Annotated in this window: 7 protein-coding genes and 1 pseudogene; all 8 read right to left on the reverse strand. The window is 39.7% G+C overall.

Going from position 1 to position 26319, the window contains the following annotated elements; all coding sequences use genetic code 11:
* Window positions 1–27: 27 nt before the first annotated feature.
* The 8 genes and pseudogenes from panP to NSTCB13_RS07690 all read right to left on the reverse strand — a co-directional run bounded on the left by panP (window position 28) and on the right by NSTCB13_RS07690 (window position 26282).
* Complete coding sequence (gene panP / locus NSTCB13_RS07655; RefSeq protein WP_448271850.1) at window positions 28–1674, reverse strand: pyridoxal-dependent aspartate 1-decarboxylase PanP; 1647 nt, start codon at window positions 1672–1674, stop codon at window positions 28–30.
* 157 nt (window positions 1675–1831) lie between these two features.
* A complete protein-coding gene (locus NSTCB13_RS07660) occupies window positions 1832–6427 on the reverse strand; it encodes an amino acid adenylation domain-containing protein (protein WP_448271851.1) in 4596 nt (1531 codons plus the stop codon).
* Window positions 6396–11051 carry an amino acid adenylation domain-containing protein gene (locus NSTCB13_RS07665; RefSeq protein WP_448271852.1) on the reverse strand — a complete coding sequence of 1552 codons (4656 nt, stop codon included), beginning with the start codon at window positions 11049–11051 and terminating at the stop codon, window positions 6396–6398. The genes NSTCB13_RS07660 and NSTCB13_RS07665 overlap by 32 nt, the downstream gene beginning before the upstream one ends.
* Window positions 11048–15800 (reverse strand): annotated as a pseudogene (locus NSTCB13_RS07670) (SDR family oxidoreductase). The gene NSTCB13_RS07665 and the pseudogene NSTCB13_RS07670 overlap by 4 nt, the downstream one beginning before the upstream one ends.
* A gap of 35 nt (window positions 15801–15835) precedes the next feature.
* A complete protein-coding gene (locus tag NSTCB13_RS07675; RefSeq protein WP_448271853.1) occupies window positions 15836–18607 on the reverse strand; it encodes a non-ribosomal peptide synthetase in 2772 nt (923 codons plus the stop codon).
* A 54-nt stretch (window positions 18608–18661) separates the two neighbouring features.
* On the reverse strand, window positions 18662–19918 hold the full coding sequence (ectB, locus tag NSTCB13_RS07680; protein ID WP_445629013.1) for a diaminobutyrate--2-oxoglutarate transaminase: 1257 nt from the start codon (window positions 19916–19918) through the stop codon (window positions 18662–18664).
* Between the two features lie 215 nt (window positions 19919–20133).
* A complete protein-coding gene (locus NSTCB13_RS07685) occupies window positions 20134–21537 on the reverse strand; it encodes a condensation domain-containing protein (RefSeq protein ID WP_445629014.1) in 1404 nt (467 codons plus the stop codon).
* A complete protein-coding gene (locus NSTCB13_RS07690) occupies window positions 21534–26282 on the reverse strand; it encodes an amino acid adenylation domain-containing protein (protein ID WP_448271854.1) in 4749 nt (1582 codons plus the stop codon). Before NSTCB13_RS07690 ends, NSTCB13_RS07685 begins: the two co-directional genes overlap by 4 nt.
* Window positions 26283–26319 lie beyond the last annotated feature (37 nt).

Raw genomic sequence — 26319 nt, forward strand, 5'->3', positions numbered from 1 at the left:
AATATTTATTTTTTAATAGCAAGTTGTTCAATATGACAGTGAAATTTCAGCAGCAATCTGAATTTGGTCATTTAAAACAGCCTCAATATCTTCTTCAGTAGTTAATGGATTAGCAATTACTGCACGCATGGCAATTACAGGAATTTCTTTGTCCAAGCTAATAATTATTTTTGTTGTTCGTGAGATAAAAGTACGACCGATATGACGCTGCATTTTTTGTAAATATTCATTAAAATTATTGATAATCTTATTATCTGTTTCTGTTAACTGTGTTTTGGCAATCAGCCCTCTAAATTGCTCTGGAATATAGCGATAGATTAATAAATTAGTATCAGGTTCTGCCAACAATTCAAATTCAGGCATCGCCGAAATCCGAGCAGCCATGTATTGAGTTTTGCGGATTCCTTCATCAATTAAAAACTCATATCCCTTAAGCCCAATCAGTTTTAGACCAGCGTGTAAAAATAAAGCCATGCCCGGCCGAGAACCTTCTAAAGCACGTTTACCTAAATCAAACGATCCCTTACGCATGGTATAGCTAGCCTGTTTTTCGATTGAAGAAGCTAGATAGGGGTTGCGGAAAAAGACCATACCAATACCCATTGGCAAATATAGTTGTTTATGTCCATCAATAGTGACTGAATCAGCTTTTTCTATACCAGCAAGCTTATACCGATATTGTTCAGAAAAAATCAGCGGGCCACCCCAAGCAGCATCTACGTGAAAATGAGCATTGGCTTCTTGTGCAATCTCCGCAATATCTTTAAGGGAATCAACTCCACCTGAATCTGTTGTGCCAGCAACCCCTACAATTGCGATAATTAGTAAGTTTTGGTTACGACAGTCTATAACAATTTGGCGCAGTGCTTGTAAGTTAACTCGATTATTACAGTCAGCAGGGATTCTCATCAAACTATGAGTACCAATGCCCATCAAATCCGCAGCTTTATCAAAAGAGTAGTGCATCAAGTCAGAGCCAATAATTACTGCTCCTTTGTAGCCATAGAAATCTAGAGCAGCTGCTAAACCTTCTTTTTCTACGCCGAGAAATCCATCTTTTGGCCCTAGTGAAGCATTTCGCGCGCACCAAAGTGCTGAGATATTCGCCACTGTTCCACCAGAAACTAAGATTCCTAGTGTACTGAGGTTGTTTTGAATATGTTGAGTGTAAAAACCATCAGAAAAATTATAAATCTGTCGATGCAACATAGCCAAAGCCTCACGTTCACAAAAGGTGAGGGCTTTAGCTGTCTCTATTTTGACGGCGTTTTGATTCATTGCCGTCATGAGTGTAGCCAAAGGGCGTACAAAACTAGGAAGTGCCGAGGTCATGTGACCAATAAATCGTGGCGAAGATGTATGTATTGAATGAGCAACAAGATTATTGCCTATGTACTTGAGATAGCCCTCAAAGTTAGTGGGCTGAAGTGGAATTTTACTATCAGAAAACTTTTCTAGTAGTGAGTCTAAATCAATATTGGTATTAGAGTCAATATTGCTTAAAAAATCTTGAGAAATATTATCAGTTATTTCATCTATTTGTTTTTCAATAGAGTTTACCTGATTGAATGAAGCAAACATTTGCATTACTTGCTCCTCTATCCCATCATGTAATACCTGTTCAGATTCAAAAAGGTAATTCTTGTTTAGCATTTCTTGGCTGCTCGATGTCATATTGTATTTGTTGCAATAAATTTTTATACTTCATTTTTGAAATAAGAAGGTTTTGCCTTCTTTTTTTTAAGTGTTATGAGCACTTTCTAAAATGTTCGATTTTATAAGGTATCCATCTTCTAGCGATCGCCCTTATTTCTTCAATGCCTTGTTGAGACTAAACATCTTTTTGCTTTGTTGCTTCTCGATACTCTTTTCTAACTTGTTTTCGCCGCTGTATTGAAGCCGTTCTGCTCTTTGGGTAATGAGCAGCTAGTAAAACAGGTGTTTCTTCGCTAGATTCCTGACTAAAATATTTAGCCAAGTGACTTATAGTCGGATATTCAAACATATCAACCAAGGTGAAATCTCCCTGAAATACTTTTTGCAACTTGCTATGAACCTGAATTAATAGCAATGAATGACCACCAAGTTCAAAGAAATTGTCATGAATTCCCACGTTCTCAACATTCAGTATTTCTTGCCATATACTAGCAATAGTTTTTTCTATTTCGGTTTCGGGTGGCTGATAAGCTGCTTCTAATTTAGGTCTTGTGGTACCAGGTGCAGGCAATGCTTGGCGATCGACCTTACCATTAGGTGTAAGTGGTAGTGCATCTAGCATCACGAACGCTGACGGCATCATGTAGTTCGGCAGCTTTGCCTCTAAATGCTGCCGTAATTGAGACACAACCTGAGTATTAGACATCTGCTGTAGTGGAGTATTAGTAAAATCACTCCAAGTTTGAGAGCTAGCTGTTTTTCCACTGCCAGGAGGAGCCACCATTATAGGCTTTATTTGTGATGCTACAGTGCGCTTTTTGAATACTACCTGGTATTGACCATCGACACTATCGTCTGACCAGCTAATATCGACGATATAAGGTAATTCTTCACTAACAGCCCATAATTCTTCGGGGTCTACGCCAGTTGTTGCTATTGCCTGAAGAGCTTGGCGTACCTCACCAACATTTGTTAAGTCTTTGGACTTTTTGAGTAATTCTAGAGCTTTTATATCTGGCAAGACACGAGCATTAGGCACATTAACAATTCCTAAAATATCCGGCTCAGTGTCTATAAGTAATTGGCGGACAGATGCAAGTGTCAGCTTTGCTTGCTGCCAATCTAACCATGAAATATCTACTGAAGGATTGTCATGTCCTATATGGATAATCACATCGTAGCGGAATTTAGTCAACTCATTATGAAAGTGCCCGCGTTCCAGATGAATTTCTACATGACTAATCTTGGGCAGATGCTGCTTTAAGACGATAAAAAAGGCCGGATCGATAACTAACTGTTTCTCTGCAAATATTTGCTTTTGCACAAGTTGCTGTAAATTTTCTACAGAGAGAGAGGCTGGTGCTTTATGTAGTTGAACAGAGGTGTGAAAAGCTTCTAGTAAGCTAAAATTGCGAACATCTCCTAGAAATATAAAGCCTCCAGGCTCTACTACATTTACAGCACCTTCCAACACCTTTAATAAGTAGTCAACACTTGGAAAATATTGGGCTACTGAGACTATAAAGACAGCATCGAAAGTATCTGTATTTATACCAGTGAAGTCATCTGCTCCTTTCTGGATAAAGCTCACTTCTGACAAATTTTGCCCTAAGTTGCTTAATTGTTGCTGGAGAATGTTTAGAGCATTTTGCGAAATATCAGTTGCACAGTATTGTGTGCAATAAGGAGCAAAACGTAAAAGCATTAGACCGCTACCACCACAACCAATTTCTAGGATGTGGGTTGGTTGCAAAGCTGAAATCCGCTCAACTGTTTGATCCATCCATTCACGTACTTCTCGATCGGGGAGATGCAAGCCTGTATAGCTACTTTCCCAGCCCTTGATATAAAAACCTGACTGTTGTTCTGAGTCTAACTCGTTGTAAAGGCTATCAAAAACTGCCTGCCACTGCGAGGCTTGTTGAGTGTTCAAATCAACTGCTGATGTCTGCTCTTTTACAACATCAGATGTATTAGCAACTACATAAGCCACTAACTGCTCGTAGTCTGACACATCTTTCCTAGAAATCACTGTTGCTTCCGTAACAGATGGATGTTCGTTGATGAGTGCTTCTATTTCCCCTAGCTCAATACGGAAGCCCCTAATTTTTACTTGGTTGTCAATACGATCGCTAAATTCAATTTGACCATCGCTGCGGTAGCGTACCCGATCGCCTGTTTTGTAAAGACGAGAACCTGGGCGATCGCTAAAAGGATTTGGTATAAACTTCTGATCTGTTAGTCCTGGTTGGTGCAGATAACCTCTGGCTACGCCAATTCCTCCAATGTGCAATTCGCCCCAAACACCGATGGGAACCGGTTGTAAATCAGTATTTAACACATAAGTTTGCATATTAGCGATCGGTGTGCCAATCGGCACTTCCCCTTCTACAGTTGTCAGGTCGCAAACTGTAGCAACTACTGTGGTTTCTGTCGGCCCATAGCTATTAATCAAACGTATGCCTGATTCTACTTGCTGTTGCCAAATGTTAACTTTATCTGGTAAAGCTTTTTCGCCACCAATAATAACTAGGCGCAGTGATTCTGGTAGCTTTAATGCTGATGTTGCAAGTTCTGAAGTTATCTGATGCCAAAAAGCAGTAGGTATATCTAAAACCGATATGCAATGCTGTTGGCATTTTTCTAAGAAAGTTTCGATCGAAACCAACATTTCATCAGTTCGCAATACCAAAGTCGCACCGTGTAGTAAACAAGGAAAAATTTCTTCACAAGCGGCATCAAAGCTGATGGAGGCAAATTGCAAGATCCGATCTTGTGCTTGTAGTTGGTATTGTGCGATCGCTGCTTGGACAAAGTTTACCAAAGACTGATGTTCAATAGTGACACCTTTAGGTGTGCCAGTAGAGCCTGATGTATAAATCACATAGACTAGATTTGCAGGGGTGGTTTGATTTACAGGGTTTTGTTTGATTGCTGACGATCCGGCTTGCCAATTAATATCGTCATCTAAGCAGATGACTTTTGCTGTATGTGGTGGTAGTTGTGCTAGTAGGTACTGTTGTGTAAGTAATACTGTAAGTGGAGCATCATTTAGCAGCAGTGCCAATCGCTGCTGTGGATAGGTTGGATCGATCGGTACGTAGGCTCCCCCAGCTTTGAGGATAGCTAATAGCCCAATTATCATCTCGATCGATCGCTCTACACAAATCCCGACTAATACTTCTGGTTTTACTCCTAAAGTTTGTAAATAATATGCTAGTTGATTGGCTCTGGCGTTGAGTTGGCAGTAGCTCAACTGTTGGTCTTCAAACACCACTGCGATCGCATCAGGTGTACGTTCTACTTGAGCCTCGAATAACTGATGGATGCATTGATCTTGAGAATATTCAACCTGAGTTTGATTCCACTCCACAAGTAACTGATGTCGCTCATTTTCTGTTAAGAGCGATAACTCACCAAGACGTTGCTGTGGATTGGTGGACATATTCTCTAGCAAAGTCTGTAAATGTCCTAGCATCCGGGTGATAGTGTCAGTGTCGAAGCGATCGCTGTCATCGCAAGTAATATTGAGCAACAACTCCTCACCTGGATTCACGCTTAGGGTTATCGGATAGTTAGTCTTTTCAAAGCTATGAAATTCCTCTATCTGCAAATTTATATCCCTCTGCCGTAAGGAAGGATCTACAGCATAGTTCTCAAAAACTAATATACTCTCGAACAGAGATACACCTTTGGAAACTTCGCTCCATTCTTGGACTTTCACTAATGGACAATACTCGTATTGCCGTGCTTCAACTAGTCGATCTTTGATTTTCTGAAGCCAAGGCAAAAGAAATTCTTTCGGTGATACTTGTACTCTAATCGGTAACATGTTGATAAACAGCCCTACCATAGACTCGGCTTGAGGTAAAGTAGGGGGACGACCAGAAGTTACTGCCCCAAAAACTACGTCTTCTTGACCACTGTAGCAGCTCAATAGCAAAGCCCAGGCTCCCTGTACTAGAGTGTTCAGCGTTAACTGGTGTTGCTTTGCTACAGACTGCAATGCTGCTGTTGTTACTACAGAAAGTTTAACTTCTCGCTCGTCATAGCCATCTGTTTGAGTCAGTAATTTTCTAGCTTTTTGATTCACCGATAGCTGTGTCGGAGTGGTAAAACCTTTAAGCATCTGTCGCCAGAAAGTCTCAGCTTCAGATAGGTTTTGTTGCTGTAGCCAGACAATGTAATCTCGATACGGGCGAATTGATTCTAAGTATAAATCTTGACCATTGCTGAAAGCTTTGTAACAAGCAAGGACTTCTTTAAAAACTAAGGCAACAGACCAGCCATCTAGCAACAGATGATGATGACTCCAGGTAAAATTATAGGAAATATCTGAAAGCTGAATCAGTGTTAAGCGCATCAATGGTGGTTGCTTAAGTTCAAAGCCACTAGAGCGATCGCTTTGTAAGAAAAGTTCTAACTTTTGTTGTTGTTCTTCTGGGGAGAGATCCTGCCAATTATACTCCTGCCACGGTAAAACCACCTGTCGATGCACAATTTGTACTGGTTCTTTTAAGCCTTCCCAAACAAAGCAGGTTCGGAGAATGGAATATCGTTCTACAATATGCTGCCATGCCCGATGAAAGGCTGTAACGTTGAGTTTTCCGTGGAGAGTCCAGCTAAATTGTTCAAAATAGATGCCAGATTTAGGATCTGCAAGACTATGGAACAGAATGCCCTGCTGCATAGGCGAGAGGGGATAAAAATCTTCAATGTTTTTGTTTTGCACACCCATGTTAGATATCCCCCATAGCTGCTGTAATGGCATCGAGATCGGTTTGATCCCATTGGCTTTGCTGAAAATCTGCGAAATCGGAAGGGGTAAAACCACCTGCATTGGGAGATAGGCAATGAGCAATCAGCGATCGCAGTTCCTCAATAAACTTCTGAGCAAGTACCTCAATCGTGGTTTGTCGATGCAACTGATTACTGTAATACCAATTCATTTCTAAATTTCCTTGATAAATACCACCGTTAATTTCCAGTAAATGAGTTCGTTTACTTTGCAAATTTTTAGTAGAACCACTTGATTCCTGTGCGAAGCTAAATAAAGACGATTCTGATAAAATTTGATCGAACTGTCCTAAATAGTTGAAAGCAACTTCAGCCTTTGATGAGGAAAATTTTTCCGCTATTTTTTTGTCCTGACAAAGATAGCGCAGTAATCCATAGCCAATACCTCGATTTGGAATTGCTCGTAGCTGCTCTTTTATTGACTTCAAGACTTTTCCTTGCTCGTTGGCATTTTCCAGCTTTAGGTGTACTGGGAAAATAGTTGTAAACCAACCGATAGTCCTCGATAAGTCCACATCCTCAAAGATTTCTTCTCGCCCATGCCCTTCCAAGTCAATTAGTAGAGAATTTTCTGCCGTCCAGTGATTAAACGTTAGTATAAGTGCTGTTAACAATACATCATTAATTTGTGTCTGGTAAGCTGCTGGCACTTGTTGCAGCAAACTTTGGGTTTCTTCTACAGACAGCGATACTGATACCATATAAGTGGTTTCTTCTATATTATTTCCATCAGGAAAATCTCTTGGTATAGACGAAACTGATTGATATTGTGTTCTCAGCCAAAAGTCTAGCTCTGAAAGTAGTGCTGAAGCTTGTGCATATTTTTGTAGATGGCTAGACCATTGTTTGTAAGAAGTTGTTTTGGGTGGCAACTTAATTACTTTGCCTTGACTAATTTGCTGGTAAGCTGTTTGAAAATCTTCAATTAAAATTCGCCAAGAGACACCATCAACAGCTAAGTGATGAATAATCCAAAGCAAGCGGTTGGGTTGATTGTCGCCCAAGTTGAAAAGCGCAACCTGGAATAACGGCCCTTGTGACAGATTTAAGCTAGCTTGAAGTTTAGTTGCTGCTGCCTCTATTGCTGGCGATTGTCGATCTTTTGGCAGTGCTGAGAAATCAAAGTATGTCAGTGGTATTACATCATCAGGATTAACAATAAGTGCTTGAGTACTAAATTCCTCTTGTATAAATCGTAAACGTAGTACATCATGATGTATTTGTAGAAACTTTATAATTTTCTCTAAAACCACAGGGTCAATATTCTGTTTGCTTTCTAATAATACAGCTTGATTCCAATGGTGTGGTTCTGGTTGCTTTTGTTCAAAAAACCAGTGTTGAATAGGTATTAGCTCTAGCGCTCCAGTTAAAACTCCTTGTTCAGCTTGAATTTTCTGAGTTGCACCAATTACTGTCGCTAATTGGGCAATAGTTTGGTACTGAAACATCTGTTTAGGAGTTAGGTGCAGCCCTGTTTGGTTGGCTTTGGATATTACTTGAAGGCTAAGAATCGAATCCCCACCTAATCCAAAAAAGTTGTCGTTTATACTTATATTTTTCAGGCCTAATACTTCTGTCCAGATTCCAGCCAACTGCTTTTCAAGGGTTGTCTGCGGTGCTACTAGTTCTTTGTCTTCAGGTTTAGTTGTATCAGGTGTAGGTAGTGCCTTACGGTCAACCTTACCATTAGGTGTTAATGGTAGTGCTGATAATATGACAAAAGCTGCTGGCACCATATAACTTGGCAACTTTGACTCCAGAAAGCCACGCAATTCAGAAATCGTTAGCGTTTGCTCTATTTGTGGAACTATATAGGCAACTATTTGTTGAGAATCCGTCTGTGAAAAATTAACCACAACTACAGCTTCTTGGACTGCTGGGTGTTGAATAATAACTGCTTCAATTTCTAACAGTTCAATACGAAAACCACGGACTTTTACTTGATAGTCAACGCGACCAATATATTCGATCTCTCCATTAGGCAAATAGCGTGCTTGATCTCCAGTTTTATATAACCGTTCCCCTGGCAAGTTGGCGTAAGGATTGGGAATAAATTTCTCCGCAGTCAGTTTTGCATTGTTTAGATAACCACGGGCTAAACCTGCACCACCAATATACAACATTCCTGCTACACCTACAGGAACAGGTTGTAAATTTTGATCTAATAAATAAATCTGGGTGTTGTAAATCGGGCGACCGATAGGTGGAGTGTTGCTGGTATCCTTGTGTATGCAGGCAAAGGTTGAATAAGTTGTATCTTCTGAAGGTCCATATAGGTTAAATACTTTTTGTATATTATCTTGCTGATAAAGTTGTTGTACAAGTTTATTATGAAGTGGTTCACCTGCAACATTCACAATCTGCACTGAAGTTGGAATACTATCAGTTTTTAATAACTGTGAAATTACACTTGGGACAGTATTAATTAAGGTTACATCTAAGGCTACTGACGAAGTTGGTAACAAGAGTGCGTTCTCGATTAAAATCACTTTGCCACCACAACACAGAGGAACAAATATCTCGAATACCGAAAGATCGAAGCAAATTGAGGTTGATGCTAAAACTCCTTGCATAGCTTCCATCGCAAAGGTTTTGTTTGCCCAATCCAACATTGCAACTGTGCTTGCGTGTTGAATCATTACACCTTTTGGTCTGCCTGTTGAACCAGAGGTATAGATGACATAAGCTAGGTTCTGACTAGTTACAAGAGATAATAAATTTTCCTGAGTTTGTTGGGCAATTGTCTGCCAATCGGTATCTAAACAAACCACTTTAGCTTTGTGTTGCGGTATCGCCTCAAGAAGCGACTCTTGAGTTAAAAACACTGGGGCTTGAGTATCTTCTAGTATAAATGCAATGCGTTCTTGAGGATAGCTGGGGTCTAATGGTATATATGCACCACCTGCTTTCAGGATGGCTAATAGCCCAATTATCATCTCGAGCGATCGCTCTACGCAAATCCCAACTAATACTTCTGGTTTTACTCCTAAAGTTTGCAAATAGTGAGCTAGCTGATTTGCTCTGGCGTTGAGTTCGCAGTAGCTCAACTGTTGGTCTGCAAACACCACTGCGATCGCATCAGGTGTGCGTTCTACTTGAGCCTCGAATAACTGATGGATGCATTGATCTTGAGGATAATTAACCTGAGTGTCATTCCACTCCACTAGTAATTGACGTTTTTCTGCTTCTGTTAGCAGTGATAATTCTGAAAGCCGTAGTTTCGGGTTTGCAATAATCTCTTTAAGTAATATCTGGAAATGTCCAGCCATCCGCTTAATAGTACTTGACTCGAATAAATCTGTATTAAACTCGAGGTTAGCAAAAAGTTTTTGTGGTGTTTCTGTTATCTCTAGAGTCAAATCAAACTTGGCGCTACCATTATCAATTGTCAAGGGACTTATAGTCAAACCAGGCAACTCGAAAACTGACATTGGTGTATTCTGAAGCACAAACATTACTTGAAATACTGGCGTGTAGCTCAAGTTTCGTTGTGGTTGCAGTTCTTCTACTAGCTGCTCAAAAGGTAAATCTTGATGGGCGTAAGCTCCTAATAGCTTTGTCCGCACGCGAGTTAGTAGATCCTCAAAGGTAGGATTACCTGCCAAATTAGTTCGCAGCGCAATTGTATTAGCAAAAAAACCAATTAATCCTTCTAATTCTGGGCGATCGCGATTAGCAATAGGCGAGCCAACTACAATATCTTCACTACCTGTATAACGCCATAGTAATGTTTTAAAGGCTGCCAACAGAGTCATAAATAAGGTACTTCCATGCTGCTGGCTCAATTTATTTAAGGCTACATATAAATCATCAGATAACTCAAATGAATAGCTGGCACCCTGAAAGCTGCTAACAGCAGGTCGTGGGTAGTCAGTGGGTAACTCTAATAATTTTGGTGCGCCCTCTAACTGGTTTTTCCAATAAGATATTTGTGATTGTAGTAGTTCTCCTTGTAGCCGTTTTCGCTGCCAAGCTGCAAAGTCTACATACTGTATTGGCAGTTCTGAAAGCAAAGAAGGTTGCCCTTTCGAGAAGGCTTCGTAAAGTACTGCGACTTCTTGAGTCAGTACTCCCATTGACCATCCGTCAGAGATAATATGGTGCATTGTGAACACTAGAATGTGTTCTGTTTCTTTGAGACGCAGCAAAGTAGCTCGCAGTAATGGAGCTTGGCTCAAATTAAAGGGTTGCTGAATTTCTTGTATAACTAATCTTTTAACTTCAGCTTCTTGCTCAACCTCAGATAATTTCTCCAGATTGATGGTAGGTAAATTCAAGCTTAAATTAGGAATAATTACCTGAACAGGTTTTTCTTCTATCGTTGCGAAAGTAGTTCGCAAAACTTCGTGGCGTCGCACTATTTCATCCAGGGTTTGCAATAATGCAGCTTGATTCAGGAAACCTGTAAGACGCAAAGCTGCCGATATGTGATTAGCAAAGTTACCAGGTTGTAATTGCTCTATAAACCAAAGTCGTTGTTGACCAAAAGACATTGGAAAAGTCTGAAGCTGGCTAACCTTTTCTTGAAGTAATTTTGCCAACAACTCACGTTTTTTTTCTGGTGAAATATCATTAATCTTCTCGTGATTACTGGTCATTGCTCAGTTCCCTTTTCTGCTAACACCTTATTAAGCAGTAACTCAACTTCTTGGTCTGAAATTTGATCGAGCTTTGCCAACACCTGTTGCCCATTACTCCGCTCGATTCTTTGAATCATGTTGATACTATATCTTTCTCCCGAACTTCGGGTCTGTTCAACTATCAATGCTTGATCGATGATAGTGGGTGCTTCAAAAAAGCTATGCAGAGACAGGTTTACTTGAAACTCTTGACGCAATCGAGAGAGAAGTTGAGTAGCTAATAGGGAATGTCCTCCCAAATCAAAAAAACTATCATAAATACCTATTTGATTAATTCCCAGTATCTGTTGCCAGATTTGAGCAATAGTTCCTTCAATTTCATTATTAGGTGCAACATAATCATTACCTAGATTTGGGCGAGGATGGTTTGCTTGGGAAATACTAGCTGAAGCTAAGTTATCTTCCAGAAGTTTTAATCCTTCTTCCAGAAAATTGAGATAATGATTCTCCTTAATTACATCTGAGAAATTTTTTGTTGACACAACAACGTGAGGTAAGGCACTTCCCAAAATGCGATCAAAAGCATCAGCGCCTTCTTGGGGCATTATTGCTTCTTTTAATTCTTCTGCAACTACATCTTCAGCTAGATATTTGAGATTATCTGGTAAAATAATCTTCGTTGCCATACCTACTTCTTGCCAAGTATCCCAGTCGATGGATATTGTTAATCGTCCAGATTTAGAAACTTGATTATATGCATATACATCAAGAAATGCATTAGCCGCGCAATAATCTACCTGTCCAAATTCACCCAATATAGAACTTTGGGATGAACAAAGTACCAAGAAATCTAGATTAATATTCTGAAAAACTTGCTCTAGTAATATCGTTCCTCTGACTTTTGGTGCGAGTACCTTGCTTGCTATATCCGGGGTTTTAAGTTGGATGACACCGCCACCAGCAATACCCGCTGCGTGGATAACACCATTAATCACACCAAATTTTTCTGTTGACTGAGCAATCACAGCCTGCATTTGTTCGGAATTAGTCACATCCGCACTGGTTACCAAAACTTCTGCACCAAGAGCCTCTAATACTTGGACTTTACAAATTATCCGGCTAACCCGATCTTGTTGATCGTGAGTTGCCAACCATTCTTGCCAATGATCTTTTTCGGGAATACTCTTTCGTCCAACTAGAACTAATCTAGCCTGCACTTTCTTTGCTAGATGTTCTGCTAATACTAAACCAATACCGCCTAGTCCACCAGTAATTAAGTAAACCCCTCTCTCCTTTAACTTAGTTTTATCAGCTATGCTCTGTTCTAAATGCACAGGCTCGAAGGATTGAATCCAGCGATGATAACCACGGTAGGCAACTATCTCATCTGTTTGATCTGCTGCAAATTCGGCGATCAGATTGTCTAAAACATTTTGTCCTAGTGGGGTTTTTAAAGAATTGACTACTATATCAATATTACGGCAATATATGTTTGAATATTCCTTGGGAATTACCTTACATGGCCCCAATACGGTTGCTTTAGAAGGGCATAATTTCTCCTCGCCAGTTACATCATATAAATTACTGGTGACTACCATCAGCTTCAGAGAATTGCTAATATCTTGTTTTCCTAAGGCCTGTGCTAAAAAAAGTAGACTCCAGAAACCGAGATGCTGACAATCTTCAAAAAATTGATGTTGTGTTTGTTCGTCTAGCTCTTGAGAGTGTAGAGTATCGTTGGGAGTAACGCCCCAAAAATGGGCAATTCCCTGGGCAGTCCAATTCTGCTCTCGTAGTGTTTGAAGCAAGATATCATAATCATCTCTCTGTTGGGGATTAATTGTATATGTACAGTCACTAAGTTTCGCAAAATTATCTGCGACTTTGACGGTAATCACATCGTGACCTTGTTGTTTGAGTCTTTCTGCAATTTCTGATCCCACTCCATAGGTATCAACAAAAACTAGCCAACATAACTTTTGTTCTACCAGCTTTTGTTTTTGGAAAAGCTCAAGCGGTGTAGATTCTCTCCAACGAGGAATGTAGAACCAGTCAGCAATATCTGGCTTTTTATCTAAGGTTTTTGGCGACTTCATTGCCAGAAGTGCATTTCGATTTACCTCCAGCCAGTAACGCTTGCGCTCAAAAGGATAAGTAGGTAAGGGTAGACGATGACGCTTTTCATCTACGTAAAAACCAGACCAATCAATTTGAACTCCTACTACCCAAAGTCTACCTAAGGTATTGAGTAAAAATGCTACATCTGATTGTTGCTCTTGAGGATGTCGCATAGAGGTTAACGCTATCACTTCATCTGTTTGATGTTGTTTAGCCAAACTACTCAGTGTCCCTCCCGGGCCAATCTCCAACAGTATTTGCTCTGGCTGTTTGAGTAACTCTGTTACCCCTTGGCTAAAACGCACTGGCTGCCCTAAATGTCTAACCCAATAGTTAGGGGTCTGTCGCTTCTGCTACGGTAATCCAAGTTCCGCTAACATTGGACACAAAAGGAATTTTCGGGGGATTGAGTTTTATTTTTTGTAACGACCAGGTGAAAGTCTCAATGATGGGTTCCATCATTTGAGAATGAAAGGCGTGGGAAGTATGCAAATTTCTACAGCTTACACCTATTTGTTGTAGCTTCTGTTGCAATTGGTCTATCGCTTCTGTCGAACCAGACACCACGCAGGAAGAAGGTGCATTGCTTGCAGCTAGAGAGATTTCCTTTTCTAGCAGTTGTTCTACCTCTTGTTCTGGAAGCTGAATCGAGAGCATAGCACCACCAGGCAATTGCTGCATTAGTTTTCCGCGAGTAACTACTATTGCCAAGGCATCTTCCAAAGAGAAAACTCCTGCTACAGTGGCAGCTACATACTCTCCTACACCGTGACCAATCATAGTCTCAGGACGCACACCCCAGGCCATCAATAACTTGGCTAGAGCATATTCAAGCACAAACAAAGCTGGTTGAATAATTGCTGTTTGCTGTAATTTTTGTGCTGCTTCTTGAGTTTTTTCTTCACAGGGGTAGAAAATTGTACGTAGGTCTACTTCTAAGTGAGGTATGAGCAGCTCGCAGCAGTAATCAACTTGCTCTCTAAATACGGTTTCACTATCGTATAATTCCCGACCCATGTTTACATACTGCGAACCTTGTCCAGAAAACATAAACACAATCGAGCGATTACAAGGTTCTTGGTAATGGGTGAAAGCCATTTGAGGGTCTTGCAGTGCTTTGATTGCATCTCCTTGGTCTTGGCAAACTACCATGCGGCGATGGTTCAAAGTCCAGCGACCCACTTGCAAAGTATGAGCAACATCAGCAAGATTGAAATCTGGATGCTTTTGGAGATAATTAGCCAGATTTTCTGTAGCAGTTTCCAGTGCTGTATTTGTTTTGGCTGAAAGTAATAATAACTGCCAAGACCGAGAAGGGCTAGAGGGTTTAATTATGGTCGCTTCTTCTAAAATTACATGGGCATTTGTCCCACCAAAACCAAAAGCACTAACTCCAGCACGACGAGGAGCGTCATTGCTTTTCCACTCAGACAATGTGTTGTTAACGTAAAAAGGACTGTTAGCAAAATCTATCTGGGGGTTAGGTTCTTCAAAGTTTAAGCTAGGTGGTATCTGTTTATGCTTGAGCGATAAAACGGTTTTGATTAAACTTGCAACACCAGCAGCTTCGTCCAAATGTCCAATATTGGTTTTCAAAGAACCGATCGCACAAAAGCCCTTTTTCTGAGTTTTGCTGCGGAAAGCTTGTGTTAAAGCAGCAATTTCAACGGGGTCGCCTAGAGCGGTTGCAGTCCCGTGAGCCTCTATATAGGTAATTGTTTCGGGTTCCACCTCAGCCATAATCTGAGCCGCTCTAATCACCTTTGCCTGACCGTCAACGCTGGGTGCAGTGTAGCTAACTTTGTTTGCTCCATCATTATTAATGGCGGAACCTTTGATGACTGCATGGATGCAGTCACCATCTGCGATCGCCTCCTCTAAACGCTTTAAAACTACAACACCTAAACCCCTTCCTCTCGGACATCCCTTGGCCTTGACATCAAAAGCACGGCAATGTCCATCAGGAGATGAAGTCCCATCTTGCTGATATACATAACCGACTGCTTCTGATATTGAGACTCCAGCCGCCAAAGCAACATCACACTCGCCACTAAGCAAACCTTGGCAGGCTAAATGTAAAGCAACTAATGAACTTGAGCAGGTAGTTTGAACTGCATAACTTGGTCCCTGCAAGTTTAATTTATAAGAAGCAAATGTAACGGAAGCTCCAGAGGTTCCTTTTTCTATTTGTTGTTCACCAAGAGATTCTACAATTTCATAATTTGAATAAATATTACGTAAATAACCGCCAAAACTAGTACCCACATAAACTCCAATCGGCTGACTGTAAGCTTCGGAACTATAACCAGCATTTTCAAGTGCTGTCCATGCATGTTCCAAAAACAAACGCAGTCCGGGATCCATAATTTCAGCTTCTCTGGGATTTATACCGAAAAATGAAGCATCAAACAAATCTATACCTTCAACTACACCCTCCGCCCTGACATAATAAGGGTTTGTCAGATCGGCAGAATCTACACCTAAATCTTTTAGCTCTTGAGCGGTGAAATAATGAATTAACTCTACTCCGTCTCGAATATTTTGCCAAAATCGCTCAATATTTTGAGATTTGGGAAAACAGCCACTCATCCCAATAATAGCTATTTCTAAGCCTGTTTTGTCACTTAAATAATCTACTGATTTAGACATAATTTTTATCCTTTTAATTAATTTTCTATTCGTTTTTAAATAAGTTGTTGTTTCTTTCGTAAGCGGCTTTGTTTTAATCTAGCTTTACCAGCTTCTAGATTTTCATTGATTTGATTACTTTCAGATGCAAATAATTCATCACTATTATCTTTTTGAGTTAAATACTGTGATAAAGAATTTATAGTCGGATATTTAAAAAGGTCAGTTATAGCTAAATCCGCTTTCAAAAGTTCTCGCACTTTGCTATAAACCTGAAGTACATTTAGCGAATGACCACCGAGTTCAAAAAAGTTATCTTTAATGCCAACTTTCTCCACCTTAAGTACTTTTTGCCAAATCTCAGCAACCGTCCGCTCGATCTCATTTCGCGGTGACACGTAAGCTGTTTCTAGTTCTGGGCGAAGATTATCTGGTTTAGGCAGAGCTTTACGGTCTACTTTACCGCTTGGTGCTAGCGGTAGATTTTTCAGTACTACAAAGGCAGAAGGAATCATGTGGTCAGGTAATTTTCCCTTCAAGAAGCTACGGAGTTCGCTAATACTAGGAACTACTTCGGTCTTCGCAACCACATAGGCAACTAATTGCACGTTATCTGCTTGCTCCTGTTGAACCACAACTACATTTTCACGTACATTCGGGTGCTGACCTAAAAATGTCTCAATTTCTCCAAGTTCAACCCGGAAACCACGAATCTTCACTTGATGGTCAATACGTCCAAGGAATTCGATGTTCCCATCAGTCAGCCACCTTCCTAAATCTCCAGTCTTATAAATTAAATCCCTGCGATTACCAGGTAGGCTGTTTATGGTATCTGTAAACGGGTTAGGAACAAAGCTTAAACTGGTTTTTTCTTCGTTTTTCCAATACCCATCACCTACACCAATTCCCGATACACAGATTTCTCCAGGAACACCAATGGGTAATAGCTGCATTTCTTCATCCAGAATGTAGAGATTTAAGTTTGCTAATGGTTTACCAATTGGAACTGTTCGCTGATTTTCTGGCAAAGGCTTGTTAACGATAAACTGGGTGATATCATCAGCAGCTTCGGTAGGACCATAAGCATTAGCAATTCTGATATGGGGGTATATCTCAAGCCACTTATTTACCCATTTAACCGATACAGATTCACCTGATAATATCATCCATTTTAAATCTGGTAATATCCGTTCATGGTTTGGTAATTGGGAAGTATATTCAAGTAACCCTCCAAATAATGTTGGTACTAATTCAACAACAGTAATTTGTTCTGATTTAAGTACTGCAAATAATTGTTCGGGAATCGCAACAGTTTCGATATCTACAATTATAGTCTTTCCACCAATTAAAAGTGGTGCCAAAAATTGCCATACAGAAATATCTGTTGAAGAAGGAGCGCTTTGGAGAAAACAAAATTCCGACCTGAACTCCAACTCATCAAATTGAGCATAAATATGATTTATTGCACCATCATGTCTAATAATTGCCCCTTTAGATAATCCTGTAGAGCCTGAAGTATAAAGCATATAAGCTGGAGTCACAGCATCATTCAGATGTTCTAAATTGTCATGAGGTAGCGGTTCAAAATCACACTTGCTATATATTTTAAGCTCTGTTTTATTAGCCCCTAGTTTAGTTTTATTCAAGACATCATCTAAACAAATAATAGATGATAATTTTGAATCATCTTCTACCAATTCTGATAAGGAATTTAATAGCGAACAATCTGTTAATATAAATTTAACTTCGCTATTAGATAGCATATATTTAATTCGATTCGGTGGATAAGTACTATCAATCGGCACATATGCCCCACCTGCCTTATGGATAGCAAGAATAGCAATCAAAAAATTGATATCGCGGTTTTTAAAAATTCCTACAAAGTCTCCTTTAGAAACTCCTATATTCCGCAATAATCGAGCTATTTGATTAGCTTTTATATTTACTTCTTGATAGGTTAATTTAGTTAATTTGTGAACCACAGCTATTTTGTTTGGAGTTTGAGATACCTGTTCTTCAAATAATTGATTTATTGTCCGATCGACTGGGTATTTTTTAGTATTGTTGTTATATTGTTTCAATAACTGGTGTGTATCAGATTCTTTCAAAAAAAGAATATCTGATATTTTATCATTCACATTTTTGATAATACTTTCAAGACCATTAGCATAATACCTAATCATCAATTTTATATTTTCACTTTGAAAAAGATGTTCTTTATACTCAACATTAATAATAATATCTTCACCATTAACTGAAAAACAAACTGTTATATCATTATTAAGTTGATTTAAATCTTTTTTACTATGAATATTTTCTAATAAAACTACTATGTCAAAAATTGGACAACGATTAGGGCTTGTTGATAGCTCTAACAACTTAATTAACTCATTAAAATTATAGTTTTGATTGTTAAAAGCACCGATAATTGCATCTTTTACTTCAAAAATAAAATCTTTGAATGAAAGTTGATGTGTTACCTGAGTACGCAAGGGAATGACTTTGCTATTTACGCAACCTGTACAATTTTCTTCATATATAGGTATTCCAATAATAACATCATTATTTCGAGTATATTTTTGTAGTAATATATTCAATGCAGACACTAATATCAAGTACGTTGAAAAATAAGAACCTTTAGCTAGCTTAATGATTGCTTTAGATAAGTCATTTGATAAATCAAAGCTAAGAGATTTGTTTCTATCAGTAGGAAATGAAGGTCTTACATAGTCCAGCATTAGATTTGTTTCTGGTAGTTCCCCTGATAACTTATTTATCCAATAAATTTTTTGAGACAATAAGTCATTTGAGTGTGATTTTGTACTCATATTGTTTTCCTGATAACAAACTACTTACTGAATTATGAATACTATTATGCCAATTTAATTTGACATACAGTCATTAAAAGCTTCTTTGATAATTGAACAACCTTTTTCTAAGGTAGACATATCAATTACCAAAGGTGGCAAAATTTTAATTACAGTATCATTTCTACCTGCGCGTTCAACTATTAATCCTAGCTCAAAACAACGCGATGTTATACTTTTAGCAAAACTATTGCCGCCAAAATTTTTTAAATCGATACCCCAAATCATACCAATTCCACGTATTGCTATATTTTCACTAATTGGTGCTATTTCTTGATTAAGAAAATTTTTCAAAAAAAGTTCTTTGGCTTTGACATCCTGTTGGAGATTGCTACTTTCTCTATACTCTAGAGCCGCTGTTGCTCCTATAAATGCCAATTGATTACCCCGAAAAGTACCATTATGCTCACCCGGTTCCCATATATCCAATTCTGGTTTAATTAATAATAGTGACATTGGAAATCCGTACCCACTAATAGATTTAGAAAGTACTACCATATCAGGAATAATATCTGCTCTTTCAAAGGAAAAGAAAGAGCCTGTTCGACCACAGCCAACCTGAATATCATCGCAGATTAATAAAATATCATTCTCGTCACATAACCTTCTTAGTCTTTGCATCCACTCAATGGGAGCTACAACAACCCCACCTTCAGCTTGCACTGTTTCAAAGATTATTGCTGCTGGTTTTTCAAGTCCGGAGTTGACATCATTTAAAACAGAATTTATATATTCTATTGTGTCAAAACTTTCCATGAATCCATAAGGATAAGGCATGAAATTTACATTACTTGATGTACCAATTGCGCCTGCTCTAATTCCGATGTTGCCACTAATCGACAAGCTCCCTAAAGTCATTCCATGATATGCTCCCATGAAGGAGAATATACCTGTTCTTCGTTTTACTTTTCTCGCTAATTTTAAAGCAGCTTCAACTGCATTTGTTCCTGTTGGTCCACAAAATTGAATGCGATAATCTAGTTTTTTTGAACTTAGTATTACCTCATCAAACTTGGCTAAAAATTTTTCTTTAGCCGCAGTATACATATCCAAACCATGTGTTATTCCATCGGCATCTAAATATGAGATCACCTTTTCTTTGATATAGTCGTGATTATGTCCATAATTTAAAGCACCTGCTCCTGCTAAAAAATCAATATATTCTTCACCTGATTCAGAATAAATTATAGAACCTTTAGCTCTATGAAAGATGGCCCTAAAATTGCGGCAATAGCTTCTGACGTTTGATTCACGCTTTTCAAATATATTCATGAGTTTTCTATTTGAATTACAAAATACATTAATTAATCTGGTATTGCTGAATTTGGGGTTTTCCTTCAAAAGACTCTTCGGGTCTATAGGAGCGATCGCTAAAAGCCAAAAACCCCTTCGTCTTCTCTAATTACAAATAAATCAAGATCAAAATGCTGGAAATTAAATTTGGTATTTTTTTGTTAACTTTGATTGTTTAAGTTTTATCTAGCCATTTAAGTGGTGGAAACAAAATCAAAATCCAATGACGACATTTCTGTTTCTAACATTGATAATTTAATATGGGGTTTTTGCTCAGTAAGTAACAATAACTCCTGAAGACGTACATGAGGATTCGTCACCACGCCTTCGAGCAATATTTTTAAATGCTCTAATATATTACTGATTGTTGCACCATCAAAGCGGCGAAAATCATAATTAATTCCAATCGTCAGTTCTGAACCAGGATACCCAACTATAGTTAGAGGATAGTTAGTTTTGTAATATTCAGTTTTCTCAGAGATGTTTAGACTCCCCCATTCTTCCAGAAATTTACCTGTTTTTTGGTTCTCGAACACCACTATGCTCTCAAACAAGGTTACGTTACCCCGAACTTCGCTGCACTTTTGAATATCTACCAATGGATAATATTCATATTCACGAATATCTATTAACTGATTTTGCAATTGCTGAAGCCAAGGTAATAAATACTCATGCATATTTACCTTGATGTTTACTGGTAAGGTATTAACCATTTCCCCTACCATTGACTCCGAACCCTCTAAATCTACTGGACGGCCAGAAGTAGTACAGCCATAGACTACATCATTTTTGCCACTGTAGTGATATAGAAGTATAGCCCAAGCTCCCTGAACGAGGGTACTCATAGTGAGGTGATGCTGTCTTGCTAATAAATATAGATTTTTTGTCGTTGCTTCCGATAGACTGATTTTTATATCCTCGTACCGTTGTTCTAAGTGAGATAAGTTGTTTGACTCTAAATTCCTTAAAGGAGTGGCCTCTTTGACTCCATGAAGATGCTGTCGCCAGAACTCCTCTGCTTTTGATGAATCCTGCTGTTTGAGCCATTTGATATAATCTTTAAAGCAACTGCCATCTGCTAAGGATGCATCCTTATCCTGACAATAAGCTTCATAAATTTCAATCACATCATTTAATACCAATGGATATGACCAACCATCAAGAACGATCAGGCTGCTACTCCAAACAAGATAGTAAGCGTGTTCTTGAATCTGGATGATGGCCACACGCATTAGAGGTGCTTGGGAAAAATCAAAACGCCGCAGGCGATCGCTGTTGAGAAAAGACTGTAAACGCTCTTGCTGTTCTAATGGATTGATTTCCTGCCAGTCTTGATATTCTACAGGTACTTCTACTTGGCGATGCACAACTTGTAGTGGTTTATCCAATTCTTCCCAATAGAAGCTAGTACGCAACATTGTGTGTCGGGTTGCTACTTGCTGCCAAGCATATTCAAAAGCCGCAAGGTTCAAATTGCCACTAAAGGTGTAGACAGACTGTGCATGGTATAGCTCCATTTCCGGAGCGTGCAAACTGTGAAAAAGCATACCATGCTGTATCGGAGATAGTGGATATATATCTTGGATATCTTCTTTCATCTTGTTTTATTTTTACTCCCTCGGTTGATTTTCTCTAAAAACCGATCGAGGTCTTGTTGAATCAAATCTGCTTCTGGAAAATCAGAAGGTGTATATCCTCTGTCTTCAGGGGATTGACAATGAGTCATGAGTACTTGCAATGCTTCTAAAAACTCTTGCGCTAATCGTTCGATAGTACTTCGTCGATGTATTTTTTCGCTGTACGCCCAATTCACTCTCAACTGGTTATCAATTACCAAAGCATTGATATTTAGCGTATAAGTCTCCTGGTTCCCCGAACTGCGCGTTTGTCCTTGGGATTTCTGAGAGATTCTAAATATTGATGAGTCCGAAAATGTTTGATCGAACTGACCTAAGTAATTGAAGACGACCTCAGCTTGGGGAAGCGATCGCAGTGCCTCGACTCTCGTAGTATCATGACTTAAGTAACGTAAGACACCATAGCCCATTCCCTTATTTGGAATGCCCCGCAGCTGCTCTTTTACCACTTTCAACGCCTCTACGGGATCAGACGTTTTTCCTAAATCTAATAGTACAGGAAAAATAGAGGTTAACCAACCCAATGTGCGTGAAAAATCTACATCATCGAAAATTTCTTCCCGCCCATGACCTTCCAGAGCCAACAACAGAGAACTATTGCCAGTCCATTGAGAAAAAGCCTGTACTAATGCCGCGAGCAAAATATCGTTAATTTGTGTATTGTAAGCTTTTGGTACTTCTTTTAGCAAGGCTTGAGTCTGTTCCACAGTCAGAAAAATTGAGATGTTCCGAACTTGCTCCACAGTATTGTCGCCGTCAGAAAAATCGACTGGTAAAGGAGCAACCTCCTGCCAAGATGGACTCAGCCAATAGTCCCATTCTTGCTGGAGGGTAGCTGATTGTGCATATTCCTGTAAGCATTGCGACCAATATTTAAACGAAGTTGTCTTTGCTGGCAGTTGCGCTTTTTTGCCTTGACTTAACTGTTGGTATACTGTTTCCAAATCTTCCAGTAAAATCCGCCAAGAAACGCCATCTACGGCTAAATGGTGAATGACTATCAGCAAATGGCTTGGTTGCTGCCCTAAGTCGAACAGAGCAACTCGGATCAATGGGCCTGTTGAGAGATTAAGACTCGCTTGTAATTTGGTAGCAGCTGTTTCGATAGCTAGTTCTTGTTCGCTTGCTGATAGGGCAGAGAAATCCAAGTGTATCCAGGGTACTTCTGCATCAGGACTGGCTATAACCTGCTGCCAGCTAGACTCTGTTTGTTCAAAGCGTAAGCGGAGAGCATCATGGTGTAACAGCAGTTGCTGTACGGATTTTTCTAATACAGCTAGGTCAAGAACTTGTTTAACTTCTAGTAAGACTGCTTGGTTCCAGTAGTGGGGTTCGAGTAGATTCTGTTCAAAAAACCAGTATTGTATTGGTGTTAGAGAAGCTAAACCTGTAATCAGTCCTTGTTCAGCTTGTTGTACCTTTTTCGCAACTGCCACACTTGCCAAACCAGCAACTGTTTGATGTTGAAATAACTGTTTAACTGCCAGTTTTAGACCAGCCTGGTTGGCCCTGGTGATAACTACGATGGCAAGGATGGAATCACCACCTAACTCAAAAAAGTTATCGAAAATACCCACTTTATCCACACCAAGCACTTCTGTCCAAATTTCAGCCAGCTTGGTTTCTAGAAAATTACGAGGTGCTACTAGCTCTTTGCCTAATTCAGGTCTTGCTGTATCTGGTACAGGTAGTGCCTTACGATCGATCTTGCCATTAGGTGTTAATGGTAACGCTTTTAGGCTGACAAAAGCAGATGGTACCATGTAGGGTGGCAACTTTGACTCTAAGAAGCTACGTAGTTCAGGAATTGCCAGTGTTTGCTCTTTTTGAGGAACTATATAGGCGACTAAACGTTTAGAATTTACCGATTCTTCGCTGACTACAACTACAGTTTCTTTTACTGCTGGGTATTGGTTGATCGCTACTTCAATTTCGCCGAGTTCAATGCGAAAACCGCGTATTTTTACTTGGTGATCGATACGTCCAAGGTACTCGATATTACCATCTGCTAAATAACGAGCTAGATCCCCGCTCTTGTATAGGCGTGCGCCCGGCTTGTTGCTGAAAGGATCGGAAACAAACTTAGCTAAAGTCAGATCAACATTATTGATATATCCTCGTCCGACTCCTTCACCACCAACATATAGTTCGCCGACCATACCCACAGGCAAAGGCTTGAGGTTTTCATCTAATATGTATACTTTGGCATTATGGATCGGTTTCCCAATCGGTACTAATTTTTCTAGCCATTGTTCTGGTTGAGCAACCCGATAAGCGGCACAGATGTCTGTACACTCGGTCGGGCCGTAAGTGTTGACAATTTGTGTTTTGCAGGGAATAGAGTCCAGCCATACCTTGAGCCTAGAGATTGAAATCGGTTCACCACCCAAAAATACATACTTCAACGTCTTCTTCATGCACAAGCTTTTATCACCTTGATCTATCAATGGATAAAAGGCGCTCGGAGTGCAGTTGAGCCACGTCACTTGTTTGTTACAAACGGACTCAGCGATTTGTGCAGCGTCATAGCATCCAGATGATAAAAGGTGCAACTCACCTCCAACGAGAAGAGGGGCATAAATATTCTTCTGCGTCAAATCAAAACTCAAAGAAGATATTAGTAAAACACGGTCATTGCAGGTAAAATCGAATTCCGTCACAAACCAATTCATCAGGTTTGCAAAGCTTCGCTGATAGACTCCTGCACCCTTGGGTTTACCTGTTGAGCCAGAGGTGTAGATCGCATACATTAAATTGTCTGGTGTGACACCACTGACTTGATTTTCTGAGCTTTCTTGGGCAATGGTTTCGCAATCTGCGTCGAAACAAATCACATCCCCTTTGTACTCCGATAACCGCTCTGCTAGCCGTTTATGAGTCAACAAAACGAATATATCGGCATTCTCTAGCATGAAGGCCAAACGTTCCGGTGGGTACATCGGATCTAAAGGTACATACGCACCACCCGCTTTGAGGATTGCTAATAGTCCGATGACCATATCGAGCGATCGCTCTACACAAATCCCGACTAATACTTCTGGTTTTACTCCTAAAGTTTGTAAATAATGCGCTAGTTGATTTGCTTTGGTGTTTAATTCCCGATAGGTCAACTGTTGGTCTTCAAACACTACTGCTATAGAATCAGGTGTGCGTTCTACTTGCGCTTCAAATAACTGATGGATGCATAGCTGTTGAGGATATTCAACCTCAGTATCATTCCACTCTACAAGCAACTGATGCCGTTCAGATTCACTCAACAGTGGTAACTCCGACAAATGTTGCTGTGGATTAGCAATAACACCTTCAAGCAAGGTTTGCAAATGACCCACCATTCGATGTATCGTATTTTCTTCAAATAAATCAGTATTGTATTCTAAGCTTCCAACTAGTCCCTCCTCTGTTTCTGTCATTTGTAGGGTTAAATCAAACTTGGCACTATCACTATTGCTTTCAAAAAGAGTTAAAGTCAAACCAGGCAACTCTAACGCAGACATCGGTGCATTCTGAAGCACAAACATCACTTGAAATAATGGTGTATAGCTTAAGTCTCGCTGTGGTTGCAGTTGCTCAACTAACAACTCAAAAGGCAAATCCTGATGTGCATAAGCTCCTAATGCTACTTCCCGCACCCTTTTTAGTAGCTCTTCAAAGCTGGGATTTCCTGCCAGGTTAGTTCTCAATACCAAGGTATTGACAAAAAATCCAATTAACCCTTCTATTTCTGTTCGGTTGCGGTTAGCGATCGGTGAACCGATCGCAATATCTTCCTGATCCGTATAATGCCATAGCAGTGTTTGGAAACCTGCTAACAGGATCATAAATAAAGTACTTCCCTGCTGCTGACTTAATTTATTTAGGGATGCAGATAATTCTTTTGATAACTTAAATGAGTAGGTTGCACCCCGGAAAGTCTGAATTGCTGGTCTTGGGCGATCTGTAGGTAACTCTAATACTTTTGGTGCGTTCTCTAAGTGCTTAAGCCAATAAGATATCTGAGTTTCGAGTACTTCTCCTTGCAGCCATTCTCTTTGCCAAACCGCGAAGTCTACATACTGTATGGGTAGTGCAGGTAACGGTGAGGGTTGTCCATTACAGAAGGCTTGATAAAGCGTTGCTAATTCGCGCACCATAACACCTATCGACCAACCGTCAGAGACAATGTGGTGCATTGTCAGTAATAATATATATTCTTGTTTACTAAGTCTCAACAGCTTTGCTCTCAGTAATAAGTCGCTGTTGAGATCGAAAGGTTTTTGTGCTTCTTGGGAAGCCTGTTGTCTGACTTCAGCTTCTTGTTGATTTAAAGGTAGCTCGCTAATATCAAATATTGGTAATATTAAGGGCACCGTTTCAGAAATGACAGATATTGCTTGCCCTTCTCTAGTTTGGAAATTGCTTCGCAACGCTTCATGGCGACTGATAATTTCGTTGAAACTTTGTTGCAATGCTCCTAGATTCAATTGTCCCCGTAAACGAACAGCAGCAGGGATGTTGTAGAAAGGACTGTTTGGCTCTAACTGGGACAAAAACCATAAGCGTTGTTGAGCAAAGGACAGGGGAGCCGGACTTATTTGGGAACGTCTTGGAATAACTTCTAATTGAAAGTCAGAGTGAATTTCACCTTGTAACCGCTTTTTGAGAAACTCTTGCTGCACGAGTGAAAGCTTTGACCGTCGTTTTGAAATTTCATCTTTTTTTTTGTCCATAATCTCCCCTGTCAAACTACAAAAACCAGCAATATTT

The sequence above is a fragment of the Nostoc sp. DSM 114160 genome (assembly GCF_053470305.1).